Source organism: Moraxella nasovis (assembly GCF_022701215.1).
Taxonomy (GTDB): Bacteria; Pseudomonadota; Gammaproteobacteria; order Pseudomonadales; family Moraxellaceae; genus Moraxella; species Moraxella nasovis.
The window spans coordinates 1,121,560-1,141,734 of sequence record NZ_CP089976.1 but is presented as its reverse complement, the minus strand read 5'-3'; the positions used below and the strand labels follow the sequence as shown (position 1 = coordinate 1,141,734).

Sequence of the window (20,175 nt, the reverse complement as noted above, 5' to 3'; positions counted from 1 at the left end):
CTAAAAATACGCCACGACTAAAAAAAACAAACCCCGCAATAGCAGGGTTTGTTCACATCATTAAGGCTGATAATTACAGCTCGCGCTTAACTTCTTGGATCTCAAAGACCTCAATCAAGTCGCCAGTAGCAACTTCATAGCCTTTAACCGCAAGACCGCACTCCATGCCAGCACGCACTTCATTAACATCATCTTTATAGCGACGTAACGACTGCAACTGCCCTGTAAAGATGACTTTATCATCACGTAAAACACGGATAGGCTTGTTACGGTAAATCGTGCCTTCACGCACCATACAGCCTGCTGCTGCACCAAATTTGCTTGAACGGAACACCTCACGCACCTCAGCGATGCCCAAGATTTTCTCACGGTGTTCAGGTGCTAGCATACCACTCATGGCAGCTTTAACATCGTCAATCAGACCATAGATGACACTATAATAACGAATGTCAATGCCTGCCTCGTCCGCTTTACGCTTACCTGCTGTGTCGGCACGCACATTAAAGCCTAGTAACACCGCCTCACTAGATTCTGCCAAAATCACATCAGATTCTGTAATCGCACCGACGCCAGAGCTGATGACACGAACTTTTACCTCATCGGTAGACAGCTCTTCTAACGCCCCAAGCAATGCCTCTAGCGAGCCACGCACGTCTGTTTTTAAGATCAGATTTAGTGTCTTCGCCTCGCTACCCATGCTCTCAAATAAGGTATCAAGACGCATTTTATTTTGGCGTTCTAGCACACGCTCACGCTCACGGGCTGCACGAAAATCAGCAACTTCACGAGCTTTTTTCTCATCAGACACCACCAAAAACTCGCTACCTGCCGCTGGTGCTTCTGGCAAACCTAAAATCTCCACAGGGATAGATGGTCCTGCTTGCTTGATGCGTCCACCGTTCTCATCAACCATCGCACGCACTTTACCATAGTATTCACCCGCTAGCACTAAGTCGCCTTGGCTTAACGTGCCTTTTTTGACCAATAGACTGGCTACGACACCGCGGCCTTTTTCTACGCGAGATTCGATCACCACACCTTGGGCTGCACCATCAACAGGGGCTTCAAGCTCCATAATTTCAGCTTGTAGACTAATAGTCTCAAGTAGCTCATCTATGCCATCACCTGTCTTAGCAGACAGCTTAATCATCGGCACATCACCACCCCACTCTTCTGGGATAACTTCCTTAACAGACAACTCATTAATCACACGATCAGGATCGGCGGTATCTTTATCCATCTTATTAATGGCGACGATGATGGGCGTACCAGCGGCACGAGCGTGATCGATAGCCTCTTCTGTCTGTGGCATCATACCATCATCAGCTGCAACCACGAGTACAACGATGTCGGTTGCTTTTGCACCACGAGAACGCATGGCAGTAAAGGCAGCGTGTCCTGGGGTATCTAAGAAGGTGATCACACCACGATCAGTAGTCACATGATACGCACCGATGTGCTGAGTGATGCCGCCAGCTTCGCCACTTGCCACTTTGGTTTCACGGATTTTATCAAGAAGTGATGTCTTACCGTGATCCACGTGCCCCATGATGGTAACAACAGGCGGGCGTGCTTGGATATTACCACTACGCTCATCTACAGCTTCTTGTAGGTCGTCTTCTAGCTTGGTGTCACTTACTGCCACCAAATTATGTCCAAACTCTTCAATGACAAGTGCTGCTGTCGTCTGATCAATGCTGTCAGATTCACGCACCATCTCACCCATTTTCATCAGTGATTTGATGACTTCACGCACTTTAACTGCCATCTTCGCTGCCAAATCAGATACAACGATGTATTCACCAACTTCAATATTATGCACAATTTTTTCAACAGGCATTTCAAACTTGTGCTTACCAGATTGGCTAGATTTTAGACCACGTTGTTTGGTCTTAATCTCACGTTCTTCTTGGGCTTTACCACGTCTGCCACTCTTAGAACGGTTTGATGGAGTGCTAGCACCACGTTTAATTTCACGACGTTCTTTTTCAAACGACTCTTCTAATGCTGCACCCACCAAGCCTTTGGCAAGTGGTTCATCTTTACGCACTACGGCATTTGGTGCATCACCTTTATCAGTATAATGGCTTGCCATTTGTTTCATCTGCTCAAGCGTACGCTTTTGGGCTTCTTCAGCTGCCTTGCGACGGCTTTCTGCCTCAAGATCTCTAAGTCGTTGCTCTTCAGCCTCAAGAGCCTTGCGAGCCTTTTTCTCTTCGGCAGTTTCTACTTTATGAGTCTTAGCTGGCTTTTTCTTATCGGCTTTTTTTGCTTGCACAGGGGTATCTTCAGTGGTTTTTTTCTTTTTCACCACAACCGATGCACTGCTTGTCACCGTTGACTTTTCACTTTGGCTGTTAGCACGCATGGCAGCAAGTGCCGCTGCTTGTCTGTCTTCAGATTCTTTTTTAGCACGTTCAGCGGCTTGCTTTTCTTCAGCTGCTTTTAGGCGAGCCTCTTCAGCTGCTTTTGCTTGGGCTGCGATTTCTTCAGCCAGTTTTTCTGCGTTTGGCTTTTCGTATACTTTTTTCTTAGTTTTTACGACATTAACCGCTTTTGACTTACCAGATGTGCCAGTTACTTTAGCGGTTGATGTGGTTTTCGCTTTCAAGCTGATGCGTGAACGCTGATCTTGGCCATGGCTTTTTTTCAAAAATGCCACCAAGCGATCTTGCTCATCTTGGCTAATGCTATCGTCTGCACCACGAGCGGGTAGACCAGCATCAGTCAGCTGTTTTAGAATGGTTTCTACGGTTGTATTTGAGTTTTGGGCGAGTTGTTTTACGCTTTTTTCTGCCATTGGATATTTCACCTAGTTTTGTTTGTGTTTAGCACGCTTAGGGTTATGTTGCACCCTAAGCTGATTTTTACTTGCCAAATCACAAATTATCCCATCGTGTTTTGGCAAAAAATTATTCGGTTGGCGTATTCATTATAATACGCTCTTCGCTTTAATGCTCATGATTATTCAAACCACGATTTACGGGCGTTCATAATCAGATCGCCTGCACTTTTAGCATCTAAGCCTTCGATGTCTTCAATGTCAAATACCGCTTGCTCTGCCAAGTCATCTAATGTGATAATGTCACGCTCTGCAAGCTTATAAGCCACTGCTGTTGTCATGCCTTCTAAGGCAAGCAAGTCACCTGATGGCTCTTTGACATTTTGCTGCTTGACAAGCTCATCGGTAATGACCGCTTCTTTTGCTCGCTCTTGGATCATCGCGATGGCATCATCATCTAAGCCTTCGATCTCATAGAAAGCTTCAGCTGGCACGTACGCCACTTCTTCGATACTGGTAAAGCCTACTTCTGCTAACGCTTCTGCCAAGTCACGATCCACTTCTAGGCGTTCGTAAAATTGCGTAATGTAGCTTTCGATTTCGCCAGCCTGCTTTTCTTCGTATTCACTTTCTAGCATCATGTTTAGCTTATAGCCTGTCAAATCTGACGCTAGGCGGACGTTTTGACCTTGTGAACCGATAGCACGGGCAAGCTGATCATTGGTTGCAAAAATAATGTCAGCTGTTTTTGCGTCTTCATCCAGCACCAAGCTTGACACGTCAGCAGGCTCAAGGGCACTGATGATATACTGGGCAGGATCATCGCTCCACACGACAACATCAATACGCTCGCCATCAAGCTCTTGTTGTACCGCTTGGATACGAGTACCACGCATACCAATGCAAGCACCCACAGGGTCAATGCGGTGATCGTTCGTTTTTACGGAGATTTTAGCACGCAGACCAGGCAAGCGAGCCACATCACGAATTTCAATAATGCCTTCACTAATCTCAGGCACTTCTTTTGTCATTAAGGCTGTCAGCATGTCTTTATGCGTACGAGACAACAACAGCTGAGAACCACGCCCATCACGATTAACTTGATATAGTAAGCTGGTTACACGGCTTTTTGGGCGTAAGTTTTCACGTGGTAAGCTTTGATCTTTTGCAAGATAGCCTTCAGCATTATCGCCTAAGTCGATGACATAACCATCACGGCTTTGTTTTTTTACTTCGCCTGAAATCAGCTCACCCACACGAGCTTCAAACGCATCTGCCACTAAGGCACGTTCTGCTTCACGAATCTTTTGGATGATAACTTGTTTTGCTTGAGTTGCAGCAATACGACCAAACTCAATGGATTCAATTTGTTCTTCTTTAATATCGCCAATTGACCATTGGGTTTCGTCTAGATCACTGATTGCAAGCTGACAAGCTGGCATTTCATGATCTTCGTCTGCTACGACCGTCCAGTAGCGATAGGTATCATAGTCGCCTGTCTTACGGTCAATCGCTACACGAATAGCAACTTCTGGCTGCTCTGTATATACTTTTTTCTTGGTAGATACAACCAAAGCCTGCTCAATCGCTTCAAAAATATCTTCAGGATTAAGCCCTTTTTCATTACTGACGGTCTCAACAACGGTCAAAATTTCACGACTCATTTGCGTATCCTTTGAGTTGGTTAAAAAATAGTAAAGTCAAATGCCATTATTCGGCATAGATTAAGTTTGCTTTATCGACATTATCAAAGTCGATGTTAAATTCAAGATGATCATCAGTTACGATAGTCATGCTCTTATCATCAGCAGACTGTAAACGCCCAGTCACCTTGCGACGTCTGCCATCGCCTGCACCGATAGCACGGATTAGACGTAAGCTAATGGTCTCACCGATGAACATCGCCACTTGAGACGGGCTAAATAATGGGCGATCAAAGCCTGGTGATGAGACTTCTAAAATGTATTCGCCTGCAATCGGGTCATGCACATCTAGCACGCCTGATACTTGGTGATTCACCGCTGTACAATCTTCGATGGTGATGTGCTCGCCTGCAAGACGTGCATCTGGCGAGACTTCGATGTAAATACGCAAAAGCGACTTGCGACCTTGCGGCATAAATTCAATACCCCAAAGCTCAACACCGCACGCATTGACAGCAGGGGCGATCAATTGGGTTAATTCAGCAATTTTACTCGATGGTTTCATGAGAACTCTGTCTATCCTTAAAATGAAAGCTGATACCAATGATTGTAAATCATCTAAACGATAAATGCAAAAAAGCCCACAAAACAGCGGGCTTAGTCGTTTATCAGCCTGTATTCTACTAAGTTTAGTATAGTAGAATACCTTAATTTAGTCATTAAAACCAAACTAAGGATTTTAAAAAGTGGTAGCGGGGGCTGGATTTGAACCAACGACCTTCGGGTTATGAGCCCGACGAGCTACCAGACTGCTCCACCCCGCATCAATTTAGATTGCCTATTATAGACGATAATTTGATATTGTCAAGCATTTTTTACTTTTTAATCAAACTTGGTGCGATCGGAGGGACTTGAACCCTCACGCCGTGAAGCACTACCCCCTCAAGATAGCGTGTCTACCAATTCCACCACGATCGCAAATTAGGCGATATTTTAGCGATGTTCTTTACAAATAGCAAGTAAAATTTGCCAGGCGTGTATTATTTATGCACTGGAGCAGACTGCGTTGTCGGTGTGTCAATAAGACGCAACTGATCTTTTGCCTCTTGTTGGGCATGATAACCTAAAATCAAGCTGGTTACAAAAAACACCGCTGCAAGCACTGCTGTCGCTCGGGTTAAAAAATTCGCTGAGCCTGCCGCACCAAACACCGTGCCAGCTGCTCCTGCACCAAACGAAGCACCTGCATCAGCTCCTTTGCCATGCTGAATTAAAATTAAGCCTGTCATAGAAATCGCCACAATAATGTGAACGGCTAAAATAAAAGTAAACATGATTATTTTTCTCGTTGGTTATTAGTAAACAGTTAACACGCTGCCGAAAACGCTTCGGCAATTTTGCAAAAGCTTGTCGCCTTTAAGGAAGCACCGCCCACAAGCACGCCATCAACACCTGATACACAAGCAAGCTCTTTGGCGTTATTCTCATTGGCACTACCACCATATAAAATCGGTGCTTTTAGCCCCATCTTGCTAAGCTTATTGGCGATAAACTCATGCACAGATGCAATCTCATCTAAAGTTGGGGTAAGCCCTGTGCCAATCGCCCAAACTGGCTCATAAGCGATTAATATTTTTGGCAATGCATTTTGCGGGGGTTCTTCGCCGCTAAATGTCGCTAAAATATCCAGCTGCCGACTTAGCACATCAAGCGTCTGCTGACGGCTGTATTCGTCTTTGGTTTCGCCAATACAAAACACCACAGATAGGTTATTTTGTAGGGCGTGGGCGATTTTTTTGATCAAGATATCGCTCGTTTCACCGTGGTATTGGCGGCGTTCTGAATGCCCAACCAGCACAAAATCTGCCCCCATATCGGCAAGTTGCTTTGCAGATACATCGCCTGTAAAAGCACCTGTATCACCTGTCTTATGTGTGATATCCTGAGCTCCCACCAATACATCATTTAGGCTTGCTCTAACTGTATTAAAGTGCAAAAACCCTGATGCAATGCCAAGCACACAAGACAGATTGGCACTTAATGACGACTGCAACTCATCACTTAAAGCCTTAGCATCAGCAAGTGTGGCAGGATTTAATTTCCAGTTACCAATGACGTATTTTGTAGATTTCATACTTACTCTCTTTTGGCAATCAGCACAAACGCTGCCAATAATTCAAATACTAAACAGCACATTATAACCCAAAATTTGCCGATTGGGCAGATCTTGGTGGTTGAAAGTGCTTATTTTAACTGCTACATTGACCCAAAACGCACAAAATGTTATAAATCACCCTAATCTTTTAACCAGTTTTTGCCATGAGTACAAACCAACACACGCTGATTAATTTACTGTGTGCCAATCACCTACTGACGGCTCAAGGTGCTGCTGACGCCTTAAAAGCTACCTTTGAACAAAAAATGGATCTGGTGCAGTATGTAGTCAAAAACCACCTTGTGGACGCTACCGAGTTGGCAAATGCTCTTGCTAAGGCATTAGGCGAGCCTATCTTGGACCTTGATGCTATTGATACCAAAACACTAATCACCGACATCATTGACCCAAAAATCTTACTCAAAAATCACGTTTTGGCACTATCGGTGCAATCTGGGCGGCTATGTATTGCCACAAGCAACCCAACACGCCAAGATATGCTCCAAGAGCTAAGTTTTTGTGCAAAAATGCCTGTCGTGCCTGTACTTGTTGAAGAACACAAGTTATCAAAACTCATTGATAAAACTTTGCTTGGTGTCAGTTATGAACTTAGCGACCTACCAAGTGCCCAAACCGATACAGAAAATACTGAGCAAACGACAAGCACACCTGACGCACCGACTGTACGCTTTGTCCATCAAGTGCTGCATGACGCCCTACATATGGGAGCTTCCGACATTCATTTTGAGCCGTTTGAGCACAGTTATCGGGTACGAGTGCGAATCGATGGGGTCATGAGAGTGCTTGCCACACCGCCCAAGCACGCTAGCACCCAAATCTGTGCACGCCTAAAAGTCATGGCACATCTTGATATCGCCGAACGTCGTAAGCCCCAAGATGGCCGGCTAAAGTTCACGCTCACAACTGGCAGGGCGATTGATTTTCGTATCAGCACCACGCCTGCATTATTTGGTGAAAAAGTCGTCCTAAGGCTACTTGACGCTGCCCAAGCCTTAATTGGCGTAAAATCGCTTGGCATGACACACGACCAACAGCAGCTATTTTTAGATACATTAAACAGACCCCAAGGCATGATACTCATCACAGGCCCGACAGGCTCAGGCAAAACTGTCTCTTTATACACCGCATTAAGCTTGCTAAATTCTGACAAGATTAATATTTTAACCGTTGAAGACCCTGTTGAGATTTATCTAGAAGGCATTAATCAGGTTAATGTCAATCCAAAAATCGGCTTGGATTTTAGTGATGTTTTACGAAGCTTTTTAAGGCAAGATCCTGATGTGATTATGGTTGGAGAAATTCGAGACATACAGACAGCTGACATTGCCATTAAGTCTGCTCAGACAGGTCATCTGGTACTATCCACCTTACACACAAACTCAGCAAGCGACGCCATTTATCGCCTAAAAAACATGGGCATTGCCAACTTTAACATCGCAAGCTCAGTTAGCCTAATCATCGCCCAAAGACTGGCAAGAAAGCTGTGCAAGCATTGCAAACGACCCATCAACATTCCCCACCAAAGCCTATCTGAGCTTGGTTTTAGCGACGCAGACATTCAGCGTGCGACTTTATTTGAGCCTGTTGGCTGCCAAAAATGCCATGATGGTTATCATGGACGTATCGGTATCTATGAAATGCTGCCCATCACCAAATCCATCGCCACACTCATCATGCAAGACGCCAATGTCGAACAAATCGTCACCGAAGCTGCCAAACTTGGTATAATGACACTCTATCAATCTGCCATGGATAAGGCTTGCCAAGGCATTATTAGCCTACAAGACATGCAGCACGTCGCCATGAAAGCCTAGAGTCTCTCTATGAAAAACACCACCGAGCAGTCTTTTACCTATAAAGCGATCGATCAGCGTGGATTACCCGCACAAGGTCAAATCATCGCCATAAACACCGTGCAAGCACGTCGCACGCTCCAAAAACAAGGATTTCATAAAATCACCTTGCACAAAAAGACATCCCTGTCTTTTGCTTGGGTTAGACCTGTTCGCACGATGGATTTGATGCTGTTTTTTGGGCAATTATCCACGCTACTTCAAGCTGGCATTAGCCTAACGCTTGCCTTAGAAATCACAAGAGACAACACCCAAAATCCCACCCTAAAAGCACGCCTAAACAGCATTAAGACAGATGTCCAATCAGGCACAAGCTTGACCGCTGCCCTATCCAAGCACAGCAATATTTTTGATCGTCTTAGTATCGCCTTAGTGCAAGCTGGCGAAGCGTCTGGCACATTAGACGAGATGCTGTCTCGCTATCATGAGCACAGCGAAAAAACTTATAAATTACAAACCAAATTAAAAAAATCCTTGCAATACCCCATCACAGTTGCTGTGGTTGCCATTATCGTTACGATGGTTTTACTGATTAAAGTGGTGCCAGTTTTTAGCCAGATGTTCTTATCTATGGGTACAGATTTACCTACGCCCACAAAGATGGTTATGGCAGTGTCAGATAGCTTACAGTCTTATCTTTGGCTGATGGTGATAGTCTTAAGCTTGGTAGCGACTGGATTTTTATATCTTAAAAAAAGCTCGGCAGCTTTTCAAGCAAAGCTTGATCGGCTAATCTTAAAACTCCCCATCATCGGCTCACTAAGTATTTTGGTGATGAACGCCCGCTTTACCAGGCTGCTAGCTTGTGAATTTGGGGCAGGTGTCAATCTTGTTAAAGCCATTAAAGACGCTGCAAATAGCACAGATAACACCATCTTTATCCGTGAGATTGACAAAATCAGTCATGCCGTCACATCAGGTGATAGGCTATATATAGCTTGCCAAGAGGCAAACAGTCGCCACGCTACGCCGTTATTTTTACCTATGACACTCCAGATGATCCGCACAGGCGAAGAATCTGGCAGGCTTAGCGAACTACTCACTAAGGCGGCAGACTACCAAGAGCAAATGACCAATGACACACTAGATCGACTGGTATCACTTATTGAGCCTATCACCATCATCACGCTCGGGCTTGTCGTGGGCGGGCTTGTCTTATCCATGTATTTGCCAGTTTTTGAGATGGGACAACAAATGTGATGTATTTAGCCAGTATTTTTAATGTGCTGCATGCCCATCCTATCTTATTATACGTACTGGTAGGTATGCTAGGCTTGGTTATTGGAAGCTTTTTGGCACTTGTCGCTTACCGCTTACCCATCATCATGCACAGACAATGGCAATCAGACGTCATAGCTTTTATAAACGAACAGCCCAATGTGCTAGATGAGCCTAAGCGCGCCATCAGGTTACTGACAGATTCATCAAGCCTAAGCTTGTCTTATCCACGTTCGCATTGCGACAGCTGCCATCAAGCACTTGTTTGGTATGACATGGTGCCTGTCATTAGCTTTTTATGGCTAAAGGGTCGTTGTCGGCATTGCCACGCTCGTATCTACCCTCATCATCTTATAACCGAGATGGCCACCGCCATACTGTCAATTCTTGCCATTTGGCAGCTTGGTATGACGCCACAAGGCTTATTATCACTGATTTTTATTTGGTTTTTGGTGGTCTTAGCAAGCATTGATTGGCAAACCAAACTGCTGCCTGACAGACTGACCTTGCCACTTGCAATGATAGGCTTAGCGGTCGGCACCTTAGAAATTTTCACCCCCACATCATCATCTGTGTGGGGTGTGCTGATGGGCTTTGGGGTGCTTTGGGCAATAAACGCCTGTTATAAACTGATAAAACGCATCGATGGTATGGGGCTAGGCGACGCCAAGCTCTTAGCGGCAATCGGGGGCTGGCTTGGGGTAGGTCAGCTGCCATTGGTAATCTTTATCGCTTGTGTCTTTGGGCTGCTTGCAGGGCTGATTAACTACCAAAAACTTGGCAAATCCACCCAATTTGCCTTTGGTCCATATTTGGCGATGGGTGGTGGCATTGGTATGCTGTGGGGCGAGCAGATTTTAGCGTGGTATTTAGGCTAAATACACCCTTACATGCCTTATATCAGCCCATCAACTAACGACTTTTTAGGGAAATAACCAATCATGACAATCACACAACAAAAGCACAAGGGTACACACACATTCACTCTAGGTGTTACAGGTGGCATTGGTAGTGGTAAAACCGCCGTCACTGATTGGTTTAATCAGCAAGGTATTGATGTGATTGATGCAGATGTCGTTGCTCGCACCATCACCGCCAAGGGCAGTCCTGTGCTTGATAAGCTTTGTTGTGCCTTTGGTGATTGGGTGCTAACAGATACAGGCGAATATAATCGCACAGCTATGCGTGAGTATGTCTTTAGCCATGCTGATGCCATCGTTAAGCTAAATGCCATCACCCACCCTGCCATTCGCCAAAAAATCATCGAACAGCTTAATAACACAACGTCAGCTTATCGCATCTTAGCTGTACCACTTTTGATTGAAAGTATGCACAAGCCTGATAGTCTTGCCAAGCTGTGCCAGCGTATCTTAGTTGTAAAAGCAAGCGAGCATAACCAAATAAAACGAGCAAGCAAGCGTGATGGGCAAACGATTGACAACATCAAATCAATCATCAGCCGACAAGCCACGCCACAAGAAAGGCTAAGAGCGGCTGATGATATCGTAAATAATGACGGCACGCTTAATCATCTGTACGACCAATTAAGCGTATTACACCACAAGTATTTACAAATCGCCGACAGCTTTAAGCAAGCTTAATATTAAGCGTTCACATAAGCTTTTGCGGTGGGTAGCCAAGTATCAACAATCTGCTGAGCCAAGCCTTGCTTATCAGGCGTCTCAAGTAAATGATGGGCGATGGTCTGAGCTGCAGCCAGCAGCTGTTCATCTCGGATAATATCAGCCAGATAATAACCCATATCACCTGTTTGACGCTTACCTAGTAGCTCGCCTGCCCCGCGGATTTGCAAGTCTTTTTGGGCGATAACAAAGCCATCTGTGCTGTCTTTTAGGACGTTTAGTCTTTCAATGCCTGTAGGCGATAACGGCATCTGATACAATAGCACACAAAACGACTTGGCAGAACCACGACCGACACGCCCACGCAGCTGATGTAACTGAGACAACCCAAGCCTTTCGGCGTTTTCAATAACCATTAAGGACGCATTTGGCACATCTACTCCCACTTCTATCACAGTGGTCGCCACCAATAAATCAATATTTCCCGCCTTAAATTCTGCCATGATGCCTTGTTTATCGGCAGGCTTCATCTTGCCATGCACAAGCCCAATACGAATATCTAGCCTATCGCACAGATCTTCATATAAAAGCTCGGCAGACTGTGCGTCTAATGTACTTGACTCTTCAACCAATGGGCAGACCCAGTAGGCTTGTTTACCTTCTTTACAATTTACAAAAATCCGCTCAATCACTTCATCACGCCGATCTCGGTTGATGGTGATGGTCGTCACAGGTGTGCGATTTGGCGGCAGCTCATCAATCACAGATACATCCATATCGCCATACATACTCATAGCAAGCGTGCGTGGAATAGGCGTCGCTGTCATCGCCAGCTGATGGGGCGTACTATTTGTCGCGCCTTTATCTGTCAAGCGAAGCCTTTGCTCCACACCAAAGCGATGCTGCTCATCAATAATCACCAAGCCAAGTTTGGCAAATACCACGCCATCTTGAAATAAAGCGTGCGTGCCTACCACGACCTGTACATCGTTATTGGCAATAGCAGTCGTCATAGCCGTCCGCTCCTTGGCAGATTGCTTACCTGCCAAAAATCCCACTTGTATGCCAAGTGCTGTAAACCATTTTTGAAAATTAATAAAATGCTGCTCTGCTAAAATCTCAGTCGGTGCCATCAAAGCAACTTGCCATCCAGCATCTAAGGCATGACAAGCAGTCAATGCTGCTACAAGCGTCTTACCTGCTCCCACATCCCCTTGGATTAGTCTTAGCATGGGGCGAGACGTTATCATATCACGGACCGACTCGCTGATAACTCGGGCTTGGGCATTAGTCAAGCCAAAGGGTAAAGACTGCACCAGCTGATCAGCAAGCGGGCTTTTAAGGACACAGCGTGGAGCTTTATGCTGATAAAGATTTTTACGGCGGTATAAAAAACTTAGCTGATGAGCCGTCAACTCTTCAATGATGAGTCTGCGACACGCTGGGTGGGTGCGGTTTTTTAGCCCTTGTAATAATAAAGTCTGAGCAAAAATATCTGCTCGCTCATCTGGTAAATGAATCTGTTTTAGGGCACAAAATACATCTTCTGTCATATCACCAAACCCAGCCAAGCGAAGTTCTTTGGTACTAAGACAATACACACCCTCAGACGATACCGCTTGCATTGCCAAGCGAATCAGTTGGCGGATTTTGTTTTGGTGTAAGCCTTTTACCGCAGGATAAATCGGCACAAGCCCATCATCAAACTGCTTTTTACCTGTAATGTAGTATTCAGGGTGAGCCATCTGCACCCCAAAGCGACTAATCTTCACCTCGCCAAAAGCTGTAATCTTCTCACCAATCTGCATGGTGTTCTTTAAAGAAGCATACACCCTAAAAAACCTAAGCTCAATTACTCCTGACTCATCTTCTAAGATGACACTTAGCCCAGTGCGACTGGGCGTAATCTTAGTAATCACGCCTGCTACCATCGCACTCATGCCATGCTGCACGTCCTTAATATTCACCCGACGACTGCGATCTTCATAATCTCGTGGCAAATGCATGAGTAAATCAAAGATTCGATAAATGCCAAGCTCATGCAACTTTTGCGCCAAGGCATCGCCCACGCCTGCCAAGGCGGTAATCGGCAAATGAATGGCGAGTCGGCGTGTATCTGATGTATTCATGGGTGGGGTTTTCATCTTTTGGCGGATAATATTTAAGATAAACTGCTTGCTTTTATTGGCGAATTAGCCCAAAATTTAGCTTATCGCCGATTTTACAATCATTTTAACCTTTTTAAAAGTTTTGCTATGAAATTTATCCTAATTATCATCAGTACGCTGTTGTTACTCACCGCCTGCTCAAGCCTGCCACAAAGTAGTGCCAAACCATCATCGCCTACGGTCGCCTTAGTGCTTGGTGGGGGCGGTACGCTTGGCTTTGCTCATGTGGGCGTCTTACAAGCCCTAGAACAGGAAAATATCAAGCCTGACTTAGTCGTTGGGACAAGCGCAGGGGCGATTGTCGGCTCGTTATACGCTTCTGGCAAGTCTGCCAATGAATTAAATCAGCTGGCAAACTTAGTCTCATCGGCTGATTTGTTGGACTTTACCGCTCGCAAATCTGGCGTGATACAAGGCATAGCTTTACGCAACTTCATTAACACCCAGACTGATCGCACACCCATTGAAAAACTCCCCATTCGCTTTATCGCGGTGGCAACCCAAGCAAACACAGGGCAAGCTGTCGCCTTTAGCCGTGGTGATACGGGGCAAGCCGTACAAGCTTCTGCTAGTGTTCCAAAGGTTTTTATCGCACCCATCATTGATGGCGTACGCTATATTGATGGTGCTAGCAGTGCTGTCGTACCTTCTAGAATTGCCAGACAGTTCGGTGCTGATGTGGTAATCGCTGTTGATCTTATGAGCCAAGAGTCGACCATTATTCCTAATAGCACAATACAACAAGCGTCCAGCTTGCTATCTATGCTACCCATCAACACCGCACTAACAGACAAGCTAAAGCACATTGAAAAACGCATTTTGGCAAATCCTGATGACATCAAAGCAAGCGACGTCGTGATCACACCAGCTTTAACCACCTTTTCAGTTGTAGGGGCAAAAGATCGCCAAGACATCATACAAGCGGGCTTTATCGCAACCAAAAGCCAAATAAATGCCATAAAATCTGCCATCACGCACGCCAAAACAAAGTCCCAACAACCAAACCCATAACGACACTAAGCCTGCCATGACCAAATCTACCAACCCCATCCACTGGTTTCGCCATTCTGCTCCTTATATTAATACCCATCGTGGTAAGATTTTTGTCATCATGTTTGATGATGATGGCGGGCTTGGCGATGACTTTGTCAGATTGGTTCATGATATCGCTTTACTGCACAGTCTTGGCATTCGCTTAGTGCTGGTCTATGGCTCAAGCCACCAAATCGCTGATATTTTAAGCAAGTATAATACCCCTGCTATAAGCACAAAAACACCCATCACACCAAAATCTGTCATACCCACCATCTTAGCGACCGTTGGGGCGGTTCGCTTGCAGTTAGAAGCACAGCTATCCACAGGGCTTGCCAACTCACCCATGTACGGTTCTCGTATTGCTGTAGTGAGTGGCAACTTCATCACCGCACGCCCTTTTGGTATTAAAGATGGCATTGACCATCAGATGACAGGACAGCTTCGGCGTATAGACACCGCTGCCATTCATCATAATCTACAACAAGGTCATATCGTCGCACTAGGTCCTATCGGTTTTTCTGCGACTGGAGAAATATTTAGCTTATCTCCCCAAGACATTGCTGTCAGTAGTGCGATTGCACTTGGTGCTGATAAGCTTATTTTATTTAGCAACGAAACACTCTACCAAGATGGGAAGCTTGTGCGTGAGCTGACCGCAAAAACTGCAGATAAACTACTTAAAACACCCATCAGTAAATCCATGGCACAACTGCTTGGCTGTGCCATTGACGCAAGTTTACATATCGCACGGACGCATATTTTACCTTTCGCTAAAGATGGAGCATTAATCGAAGAATTATTCACTCGAGATGGGGTGGGCGTGATGGTTACCAAGTCTGCTTATGACCATATCCGCACTGCTAATCTTAATGATGTCATCGGTCTACTTATGCTGATGCAGCCACTTGAAGAGCAAGGCATTCTCATCAAACGCAGTAAAGAATATCTTGAAGAAGACATCAATCATTATAGTGTTATCGAACGTGACGGCACGATTGTTGGCTGTGTGGCACTATACCCGCTAGATGAATGTAGTGCTGAGCTTGCAAGTCTTGCCATTCATCCTGATTATCGTGGGGGCACTCGTGGGGCAGATTTGCTGCGTTTTGCAGAACAAAAGGCGATCTGCATGGGGCTGCACACGCTATTTGCTCTAACCACGCACACCACGCACTGGTTTATTGAGCATGGCTTTAGCGAAACTGACGTTTTTGCTCTGCCAAAAAGCCGACAGATGAGCTATCATAATGGACGAAATTCTAAAGTTCTCATTAAAAAACTATCCTAAACAAAACCCCCAATGAAACTTCTTTGGGGGTTTGGCTAAACACGATAAAATTATTTTACTTTTTGTTGTCCATCTGCTTTACCCTGCTCTACAGCAGATTTGATTTGCTCTGCCATCTTCGCTTGGGCTTCTTCGCTGGCTTTTTTGACTTGTTCTGGAGTTAATAACTCTACAGTGAAAATCAGTACGCTGTTTGGTTCAATCGCAGGGTTGCCTTGTTCGCCGTATGCCAAATCTGATGGAACATACAGCTCGTATTTACCACCTTCTTTCATCAGCTGAATGCCTTCTGTCCAGCCCTTGATGACTTGGTTAAGTGGGAATTGGGCAGGCATGCCATGCTCATAAGATGAATCAAACACCGTACCATCAATCAGCCTGCCTTCATAATGCACAGTGACAGTATCGGTCGCTTTTGGTGATTTACCAGTGCCTTCGGTGATAACTTTATATTGTAGACCTGATGGCGTAACTTTCACGCCGTCTTTTTTGGCATTTTTGGCTAAAAATTCTTCACCTGCTGCTTTATTATTAGCCGCTTTGGTTTCAACTTCTTTGACCGCTTCTGCTTCTTTACGCTCTTGGTATGCCTTAAGCACCTGAGTGGTCTGCTCTTCTTTTAATGCACTGTCTTTACCATTAAAGCCATCTGCTAAAGCCTTAGCGATGATATCGGTATTAAGTTCAGCATCGGCTTGTTTTAAGCTTTTGCCTGCATCATAGCCGAGTATATAGCTGACCTTATCCATTTCAGGACTGGCATCGGTTACGACAGCAACTTGGGTGGCGGTTTGAGCGGCTTCGGCTTTATCGTTAGTGGCTTTTTCATTACACCCAGCTAAAGTTAAGCTGGCAACTAAAGCGGTAAAAATAACGGATTTTTTCATAAAATTCTCAATTGATTAATCAAATATCAAACACAAATATCAAATGCCAAGAAGTCATCTTGGCAAACCTGTACCATCATAACAAAATTTAACCGCTTTCACCACAAGCAAGCTCCTTGAATTCTTAATTGTTGTATTAAATTTGTTAAAATTGTTGGCAACTAGTAACCAAATAGCTTGAGAATTGGTCGTTTAGTGTTACAATCTAACTCATTATGGGTTTGTTGCGAAATTTTACAATCGTAGCAAGCATTCAATTTACATTTAATCAATTAAACAACCTTGGAGAAATCTGTGAACTTTCCAGAATTTGTCGTCTTCAATCAGACCCTACAAGGTCCGATAGGATCAGTGGTCGGTGCTATTATCATCTTTGTGCTTGGCTGGTTTGCCGCTTTAGTACTGGCTTCTTTTACTCGTAAAGCCCTATCTAAGACAGGTATAAACGAACGCTTAAGCCAATCAACAGGCACAAGCTACAACTTAAGCGATCTATTTGCTAAAGCGGTGTTTTGGTTTATCTTTATTATCGGCATTTCAGCCGCTTTAAACCAGCTAAACCTAAACTCCATCTCTGCCCCTTTTTCAAACATGATTAACCAAGTCTTATTGTTCTTGCCAAATCTACTGGCAGCAGGGGTCGTCGCTCTGATTGGCTGGGTTGTCGCAACCATCGCTCGCACAGCAACGAATGCTGCTTTGAGCCGTACGTCCTTAGATGAGAAACTTGCTCAAGACGCTGGCATTAAGCCGATGAGCAGTACCATTGCTGACATGATTTACTGGTTTATTCTCCTTGTCGTTCTAACCATGGTGGTAGGTCGCTTAGGGCTAGATGGTCTGTTCTTACCGCTGACAAATATGGTTGATAAGATCTTTAGTTTTGCACCAAACATCTTAACTGCAGGCTTTATATTCTTTGTGGGCTTTATCGTTGCCAAAATCATTCGTGGCATCGTAAGCAGTCTGGTTGCAGGGCTAAATATCCAAGCCATCGCAAGCAAAGCAGGCATCAGCGAAAAAAACAGCCTAGCTGGCATTGCAGGCTCGTTAGCTTTCTTGTTGGTAATCGTGCCTTTTACCATCGCAGCTTTGGACGCCTTGAAAGTTGAAACCATCAGCCGTCCTGCAACTAATATGCTAAATAAAGTGATGGAAGCACTGCCAAACATCTTTACAGCGATTGCCATCTTAGTCATTACTTTTTATGTGGTTCGCATGCTGACTGGCGTGATTAAGAATATCCTTGACAACACCCAAATCAACGCCCTACCAACTAAGCTTGGCATGCAAGGCATCTTTGGCACTAAGCTTATCTCTGAAGTGATTGGTAATGCCATCTTATTTTTTGCAATGCTATTTGCAAGCATGGCAGCGGCTGATTTACTTGGGTTTAACCAAATCAGCTACATCATCGCCATGTTCATAGAGTTTGGCGGTCAGATTATTTTAGGTTCTATCATCTTAACCATCGGTTTTTGGCTTGCCAATATCATTGCAGGCATCGTTGAGCGTTCTGAACAAGGCTCACGCTTACTTGCAAACATCGTGCGCATCCTTATCATGGGTCTAGTGCTTGCGATGGGTCTAAAAGCCATGGGCATCGCTGATAGCATCGTAAATCTTGCATTTGGTCTAACACTAGGTGCAGTGGCGGTTGCGTTCGCTCTTGCCTTTGGTCTTGGCGGTCGTGAAGCTGCCGCACGTCTATTAAAGCGTATCCAAGATAAAGCAGAAAAGCAAAGCGACGCAAAGACACTACCTGTGCGTAAAGATGAAGATTTGCTATAATGATTACGCTTAGACCTAAAAATTAGGTTTTATACATAAATAAACAATTAGGGCGACTCAAAGCGGGTCGCCCTAATCATTGGCTCATCATTGGCTCATCATTGGCTTTTAGATGGCTATATTGGCATTCACCAATTTCTTATTCTTAAACCAAAGACACTTACTTTATGCCAATCCCAATCATTAAAATCGTTTGTAGGCTCAGTGAAAATATGACGCTAAGCATTTACAAGCGTTGGGGTCGCTTTGCTTTCCCCCACCTACAAAAGTACTTTATATTTTGGGAATGGTATTGCATCACAAAACCACCAAAAACGATAACAAGCCAAACAGACAAATACTTATTTGCTTATAATAAGTCATGACTTTCGCCTAAAGAGTTATGCGTATCACAAAAAAAAACACCCCAAAGCTAAGATAGCTTACTTTGGGGTTTGGTTTATTGCTAAATGTCTTAACAATGATTATTTAAGCACTTGTGCAATCGCATTAGCCACATAATCAACGTTTTTATTATTGAGTCCTGCAATGCACATACGTCCATTTTCCACCATATATACAGCAAACTCTTCACGCAAACGAACCACCTGCTCAGCCGTTAGCCCTGTAAAGCTAAACATACCACGCTGCTTAGTAAAGTAGCTAAAATCACGCTCAGGCAGCTTAGCAGACAGCGTGTCTTGAAGTTTTTGACGCATATCACGAATGCGATCACGCATCTCATAGACTTCACCAATCCACTGGGTAAATAACTCATCGTTATTCATCACGATATCCACCACATGGTTGCCATGCGATGCTGGGCTTGAATAAATGCGGCGAACGATGAATTTTAGCTGACCTTGTACCACTTCGGCCTCTTCTTTGCTTGGGCAAACGACTGACAGACCACCGACACGCTCACCATACAGCGATAAGTTTTTAGAAAACGAGTTTGACACAAAGACCGTCAGCCCCATTTCTACCGCACGACGAATGGCATAGGCATCACCTTCCATATCATCGCCAAAGCCTTGGTAAGCGATATCCATAAACGGAATGAGTTTTTTATCTTTGACAATCTCAAGAACAGTATCCCACTGCTCATTTGTCAAATCTACACCCGTTGGGTTATGGCAACATGGGTGTAGTAGCACCACGTCATTTTCGTTTAAGTTTTTGAAAAATTCGCACAGTTCATCAAACTTAACACCGATTGTCTTAGCGTCATAGTAGGGGTACTTTTTAACTTCAACACCTGAACCTTCAAAAATACCGATGTGGTTACCCCATGTTGGGTCAGACACATAGCATGTGGCTTTTGGGAACCAGTCGTGGATAAATTCTGCACCCACTTTTAGAGCACCACTACCGCCAAGCGTTGCGATTGTCGCCACACGCCCTGCTTTTAGCACGTCGCTATCACGACCAAACAGCAAGTTTTGGCAGGCTTTGCGATACCCTGGCAAGCCATCCATCGGAAGGTAGCCACGAGCTTTTGGGGGGCTCGCGATTTGTTTTTCGGCAGCTTTTACACATTCTAGGACAGGTAATTTGCCATCTTCTGTGTAGTACACGCCCACACCAAGATTCACCTTAATATCGGTGCGATCATCGTTTGCAAATTTATCCATCAAACCCAAGATTGGGTCGCCAGCATAAGGGGTGACGTGTTCAAACATGGTATCTCCTTTGGTTAAATGAGTAAGATTAAAATTAGTATAACGCAAATTAGGTCTGTTTTGTGATGAAATTTTTATAAGCTTAATTCA

Annotated in this window: 15 protein-coding genes and 2 tRNA genes; 7 read left to right on the top strand and 10 right to left on the bottom strand. The window is 44.7% G+C overall.

Annotated features, from left to right (window positions below):
* Positions 1–73: 73 nt before the first annotated feature.
* From infB to tpiA, 7 genes are all read right to left on the bottom strand, one after another.
* Entirely contained in the window at positions 74–2,800 is a 2,727-nt protein-coding gene (infB, locus tag LU293_RS05590) for a translation initiation factor IF-2 (RefSeq protein WP_242746152.1), read from the bottom strand.
* A 164-nt stretch (positions 2,801–2,964) separates the two neighbouring features.
* Positions 2,965–4,446 carry a transcription termination factor NusA gene (gene nusA / locus LU293_RS05585; RefSeq protein WP_242746151.1) on the bottom strand — a complete coding sequence of 494 codons (1,482 nt, stop codon included), beginning with the start codon at positions 4,444–4,446 and terminating at the stop codon, positions 2,965–2,967.
* 46 nt (positions 4,447–4,492) lie between these two features.
* Positions 4,493–4,990 (bottom strand): ribosome maturation factor RimP, encoded by a 498-nt coding sequence (rimP, locus tag LU293_RS05580; protein WP_242746150.1) that lies wholly within the window; start codon positions 4,988–4,990, stop codon positions 4,493–4,495.
* Between the two features lie 182 nt (positions 4,991–5,172).
* A tRNA-Met gene (locus LU293_RS05575) sits at positions 5,173–5,249 on the bottom strand.
* 69 nt (positions 5,250–5,318) lie between these two features.
* Positions 5,319–5,403, bottom strand: a tRNA-Leu gene (locus LU293_RS05570).
* A 62-nt stretch (positions 5,404–5,465) separates the two neighbouring features.
* A complete protein-coding gene (gene secG / locus LU293_RS05565) occupies positions 5,466–5,759 on the bottom strand; it encodes a preprotein translocase subunit SecG (RefSeq protein WP_242746149.1) in 294 nt (97 codons plus the stop codon).
* A gap of 32 nt (positions 5,760–5,791) precedes the next feature.
* Complete coding sequence (gene tpiA, locus LU293_RS05560; RefSeq protein WP_242746147.1) at positions 5,792–6,559, bottom strand: triose-phosphate isomerase; 768 nt, start codon at positions 6,557–6,559, stop codon at positions 5,792–5,794.
* Positions 6,560–6,744: 185 nt separating this feature from the next.
* Here tpiA and pilB point away from each other — a divergent pair, with 185 nt between their 5' ends.
* From pilB to coaE, 4 genes are all read left to right on the top strand, one after another.
* A complete protein-coding gene (gene pilB, locus LU293_RS05555; RefSeq protein ID WP_242746145.1) occupies positions 6,745–8,415 on the top strand; it encodes a type IV-A pilus assembly ATPase PilB in 1,671 nt (556 codons plus the stop codon).
* Positions 8,416–8,424: 9 nt separating this feature from the next.
* Positions 8,425–9,654, top strand: a complete 1,230-nt coding sequence (locus LU293_RS05550; protein ID WP_242746143.1) for a type II secretion system F family protein — start codon at positions 8,425–8,427, stop codon at positions 9,652–9,654.
* A complete protein-coding gene (locus LU293_RS05545; RefSeq protein ID WP_242749684.1) occupies positions 9,654–10,550 on the top strand; it encodes a prepilin peptidase in 897 nt (298 codons plus the stop codon). The genes LU293_RS05550 and LU293_RS05545 overlap by 1 nt, the downstream gene beginning before the upstream one ends.
* Positions 10,551–10,613: 63 nt before the next feature.
* Positions 10,614–11,273 (top strand): dephospho-CoA kinase, encoded by a 660-nt coding sequence (gene coaE, locus LU293_RS05540; RefSeq protein ID WP_242746141.1) that lies wholly within the window; start codon positions 10,614–10,616, stop codon positions 11,271–11,273.
* A 2-nt stretch (positions 11,274–11,275) separates the two neighbouring features.
* Here the strand turns inward: coaE and recG are convergent, their stop codons facing one another.
* The gene (gene recG, locus LU293_RS05535) at positions 11,276–13,384 is read right to left on the bottom strand and encodes an ATP-dependent DNA helicase RecG (RefSeq protein WP_242746138.1); all 2,109 of its coding nucleotides are present in this window, start codon (positions 13,382–13,384) and stop codon (positions 11,276–11,278) included.
* Between the two features lie 126 nt (positions 13,385–13,510).
* Here recG and LU293_RS05530 point away from each other — a divergent pair, with 126 nt between their 5' ends.
* Positions 13,511–14,434, top strand: coding sequence for a patatin-like phospholipase family protein (locus LU293_RS05530; protein WP_242746136.1), 924 nt, complete (start codon positions 13,511–13,513; stop codon positions 14,432–14,434).
* Positions 14,435–14,450: 16 nt separating this feature from the next.
* Complete coding sequence (argA, locus tag LU293_RS05525) at positions 14,451–15,746, top strand: amino-acid N-acetyltransferase (RefSeq protein WP_242746134.1); 1,296 nt, start codon at positions 14,451–14,453, stop codon at positions 15,744–15,746.
* Between the two features lie 50 nt (positions 15,747–15,796).
* Here the strand turns inward: argA and bamJ are convergent, their stop codons facing one another.
* Positions 15,797–16,633, bottom strand: coding sequence for a BamJ family beta-barrel-assembly machinery protein (bamJ, locus tag LU293_RS05520; protein WP_242746132.1), 837 nt, complete (start codon positions 16,631–16,633; stop codon positions 15,797–15,799).
* 294 nt (positions 16,634–16,927) lie between these two features.
* Here bamJ and LU293_RS05515 point away from each other — a divergent pair, with 294 nt between their 5' ends.
* On the top strand, positions 16,928–18,424 hold the full coding sequence (locus LU293_RS05515) for a mechanosensitive ion channel (RefSeq protein ID WP_242746130.1): 1,497 nt from the start codon (positions 16,928–16,930) through the stop codon (positions 18,422–18,424).
* A gap of 464 nt (positions 18,425–18,888) precedes the next feature.
* On the opposite strand, the gene LU293_RS05510 is transcribed toward LU293_RS05515, so the two are convergent.
* The gene (locus tag LU293_RS05510; protein WP_242746129.1) at positions 18,889–20,085 is read right to left on the bottom strand and encodes an amino acid aminotransferase; all 1,197 of its coding nucleotides are present in this window, start codon (positions 20,083–20,085) and stop codon (positions 18,889–18,891) included.
* Positions 20,086–20,175: the final 90 nt, after the last annotated feature.

Excerpts from the sequence above, each read along its gene's own strand:
- infB (WP_242746152.1), bottom strand. The coding sequence starts at position 2,800 with ATGGCAGAAAAAAGCGTAAAACAACTCGCCCAAAACTCAAATACAACC.
- nusA (WP_242746151.1), bottom strand. The coding sequence starts at position 4,446 with ATGAGTCGTGAAATTTTGACCGTTGTTGAGACCGTCAGTAATGAAAAA.
- rimP (WP_242746150.1), bottom strand. The coding sequence starts at position 4,990 with ATGAAACCATCGAGTAAAATTGCTGAATTAACCCAATTGATCGCCCCT.
- secG (WP_242746149.1), bottom strand. The coding sequence starts at position 5,759 with ATGTTTACTTTTATTTTAGCCGTTCACATTATTGTGGCGATTTCTATG.
- tpiA (WP_242746147.1), bottom strand. The coding sequence starts at position 6,559 with ATGAAATCTACAAAATACGTCATTGGTAACTGGAAATTAAATCCTGCC.
- pilB (WP_242746145.1), top strand. The coding sequence starts at position 6,745 with ATGAGTACAAACCAACACACGCTGATTAATTTACTGTGTGCCAATCAC.
- LU293_RS05550 (WP_242746143.1), top strand. The coding sequence starts at position 8,425 with ATGAAAAACACCACCGAGCAGTCTTTTACCTATAAAGCGATCGATCAG.
- LU293_RS05545 (WP_242749684.1), top strand. The coding sequence starts at position 9,654 with ATGTATTTAGCCAGTATTTTTAATGTGCTGCATGCCCATCCTATCTTA.
- coaE (WP_242746141.1), top strand. The coding sequence starts at position 10,614 with ATGACAATCACACAACAAAAGCACAAGGGTACACACACATTCACTCTA.
- recG (WP_242746138.1), bottom strand. The coding sequence starts at position 13,384 with ATGAATACATCAGATACACGCCGACTCGCCATTCATTTGCCGATTACC.
- LU293_RS05530 (WP_242746136.1), top strand. The coding sequence starts at position 13,511 with ATGAAATTTATCCTAATTATCATCAGTACGCTGTTGTTACTCACCGCC.
- argA (WP_242746134.1), top strand. The coding sequence starts at position 14,451 with ATGACCAAATCTACCAACCCCATCCACTGGTTTCGCCATTCTGCTCCT.
- bamJ (WP_242746132.1), bottom strand. The coding sequence starts at position 16,633 with ATGAAAAAATCCGTTATTTTTACCGCTTTAGTTGCCAGCTTAACTTTA.
- LU293_RS05510 (WP_242746129.1), bottom strand. The coding sequence starts at position 20,085 with ATGTTTGAACACGTCACCCCTTATGCTGGCGACCCAATCTTGGGTTTG.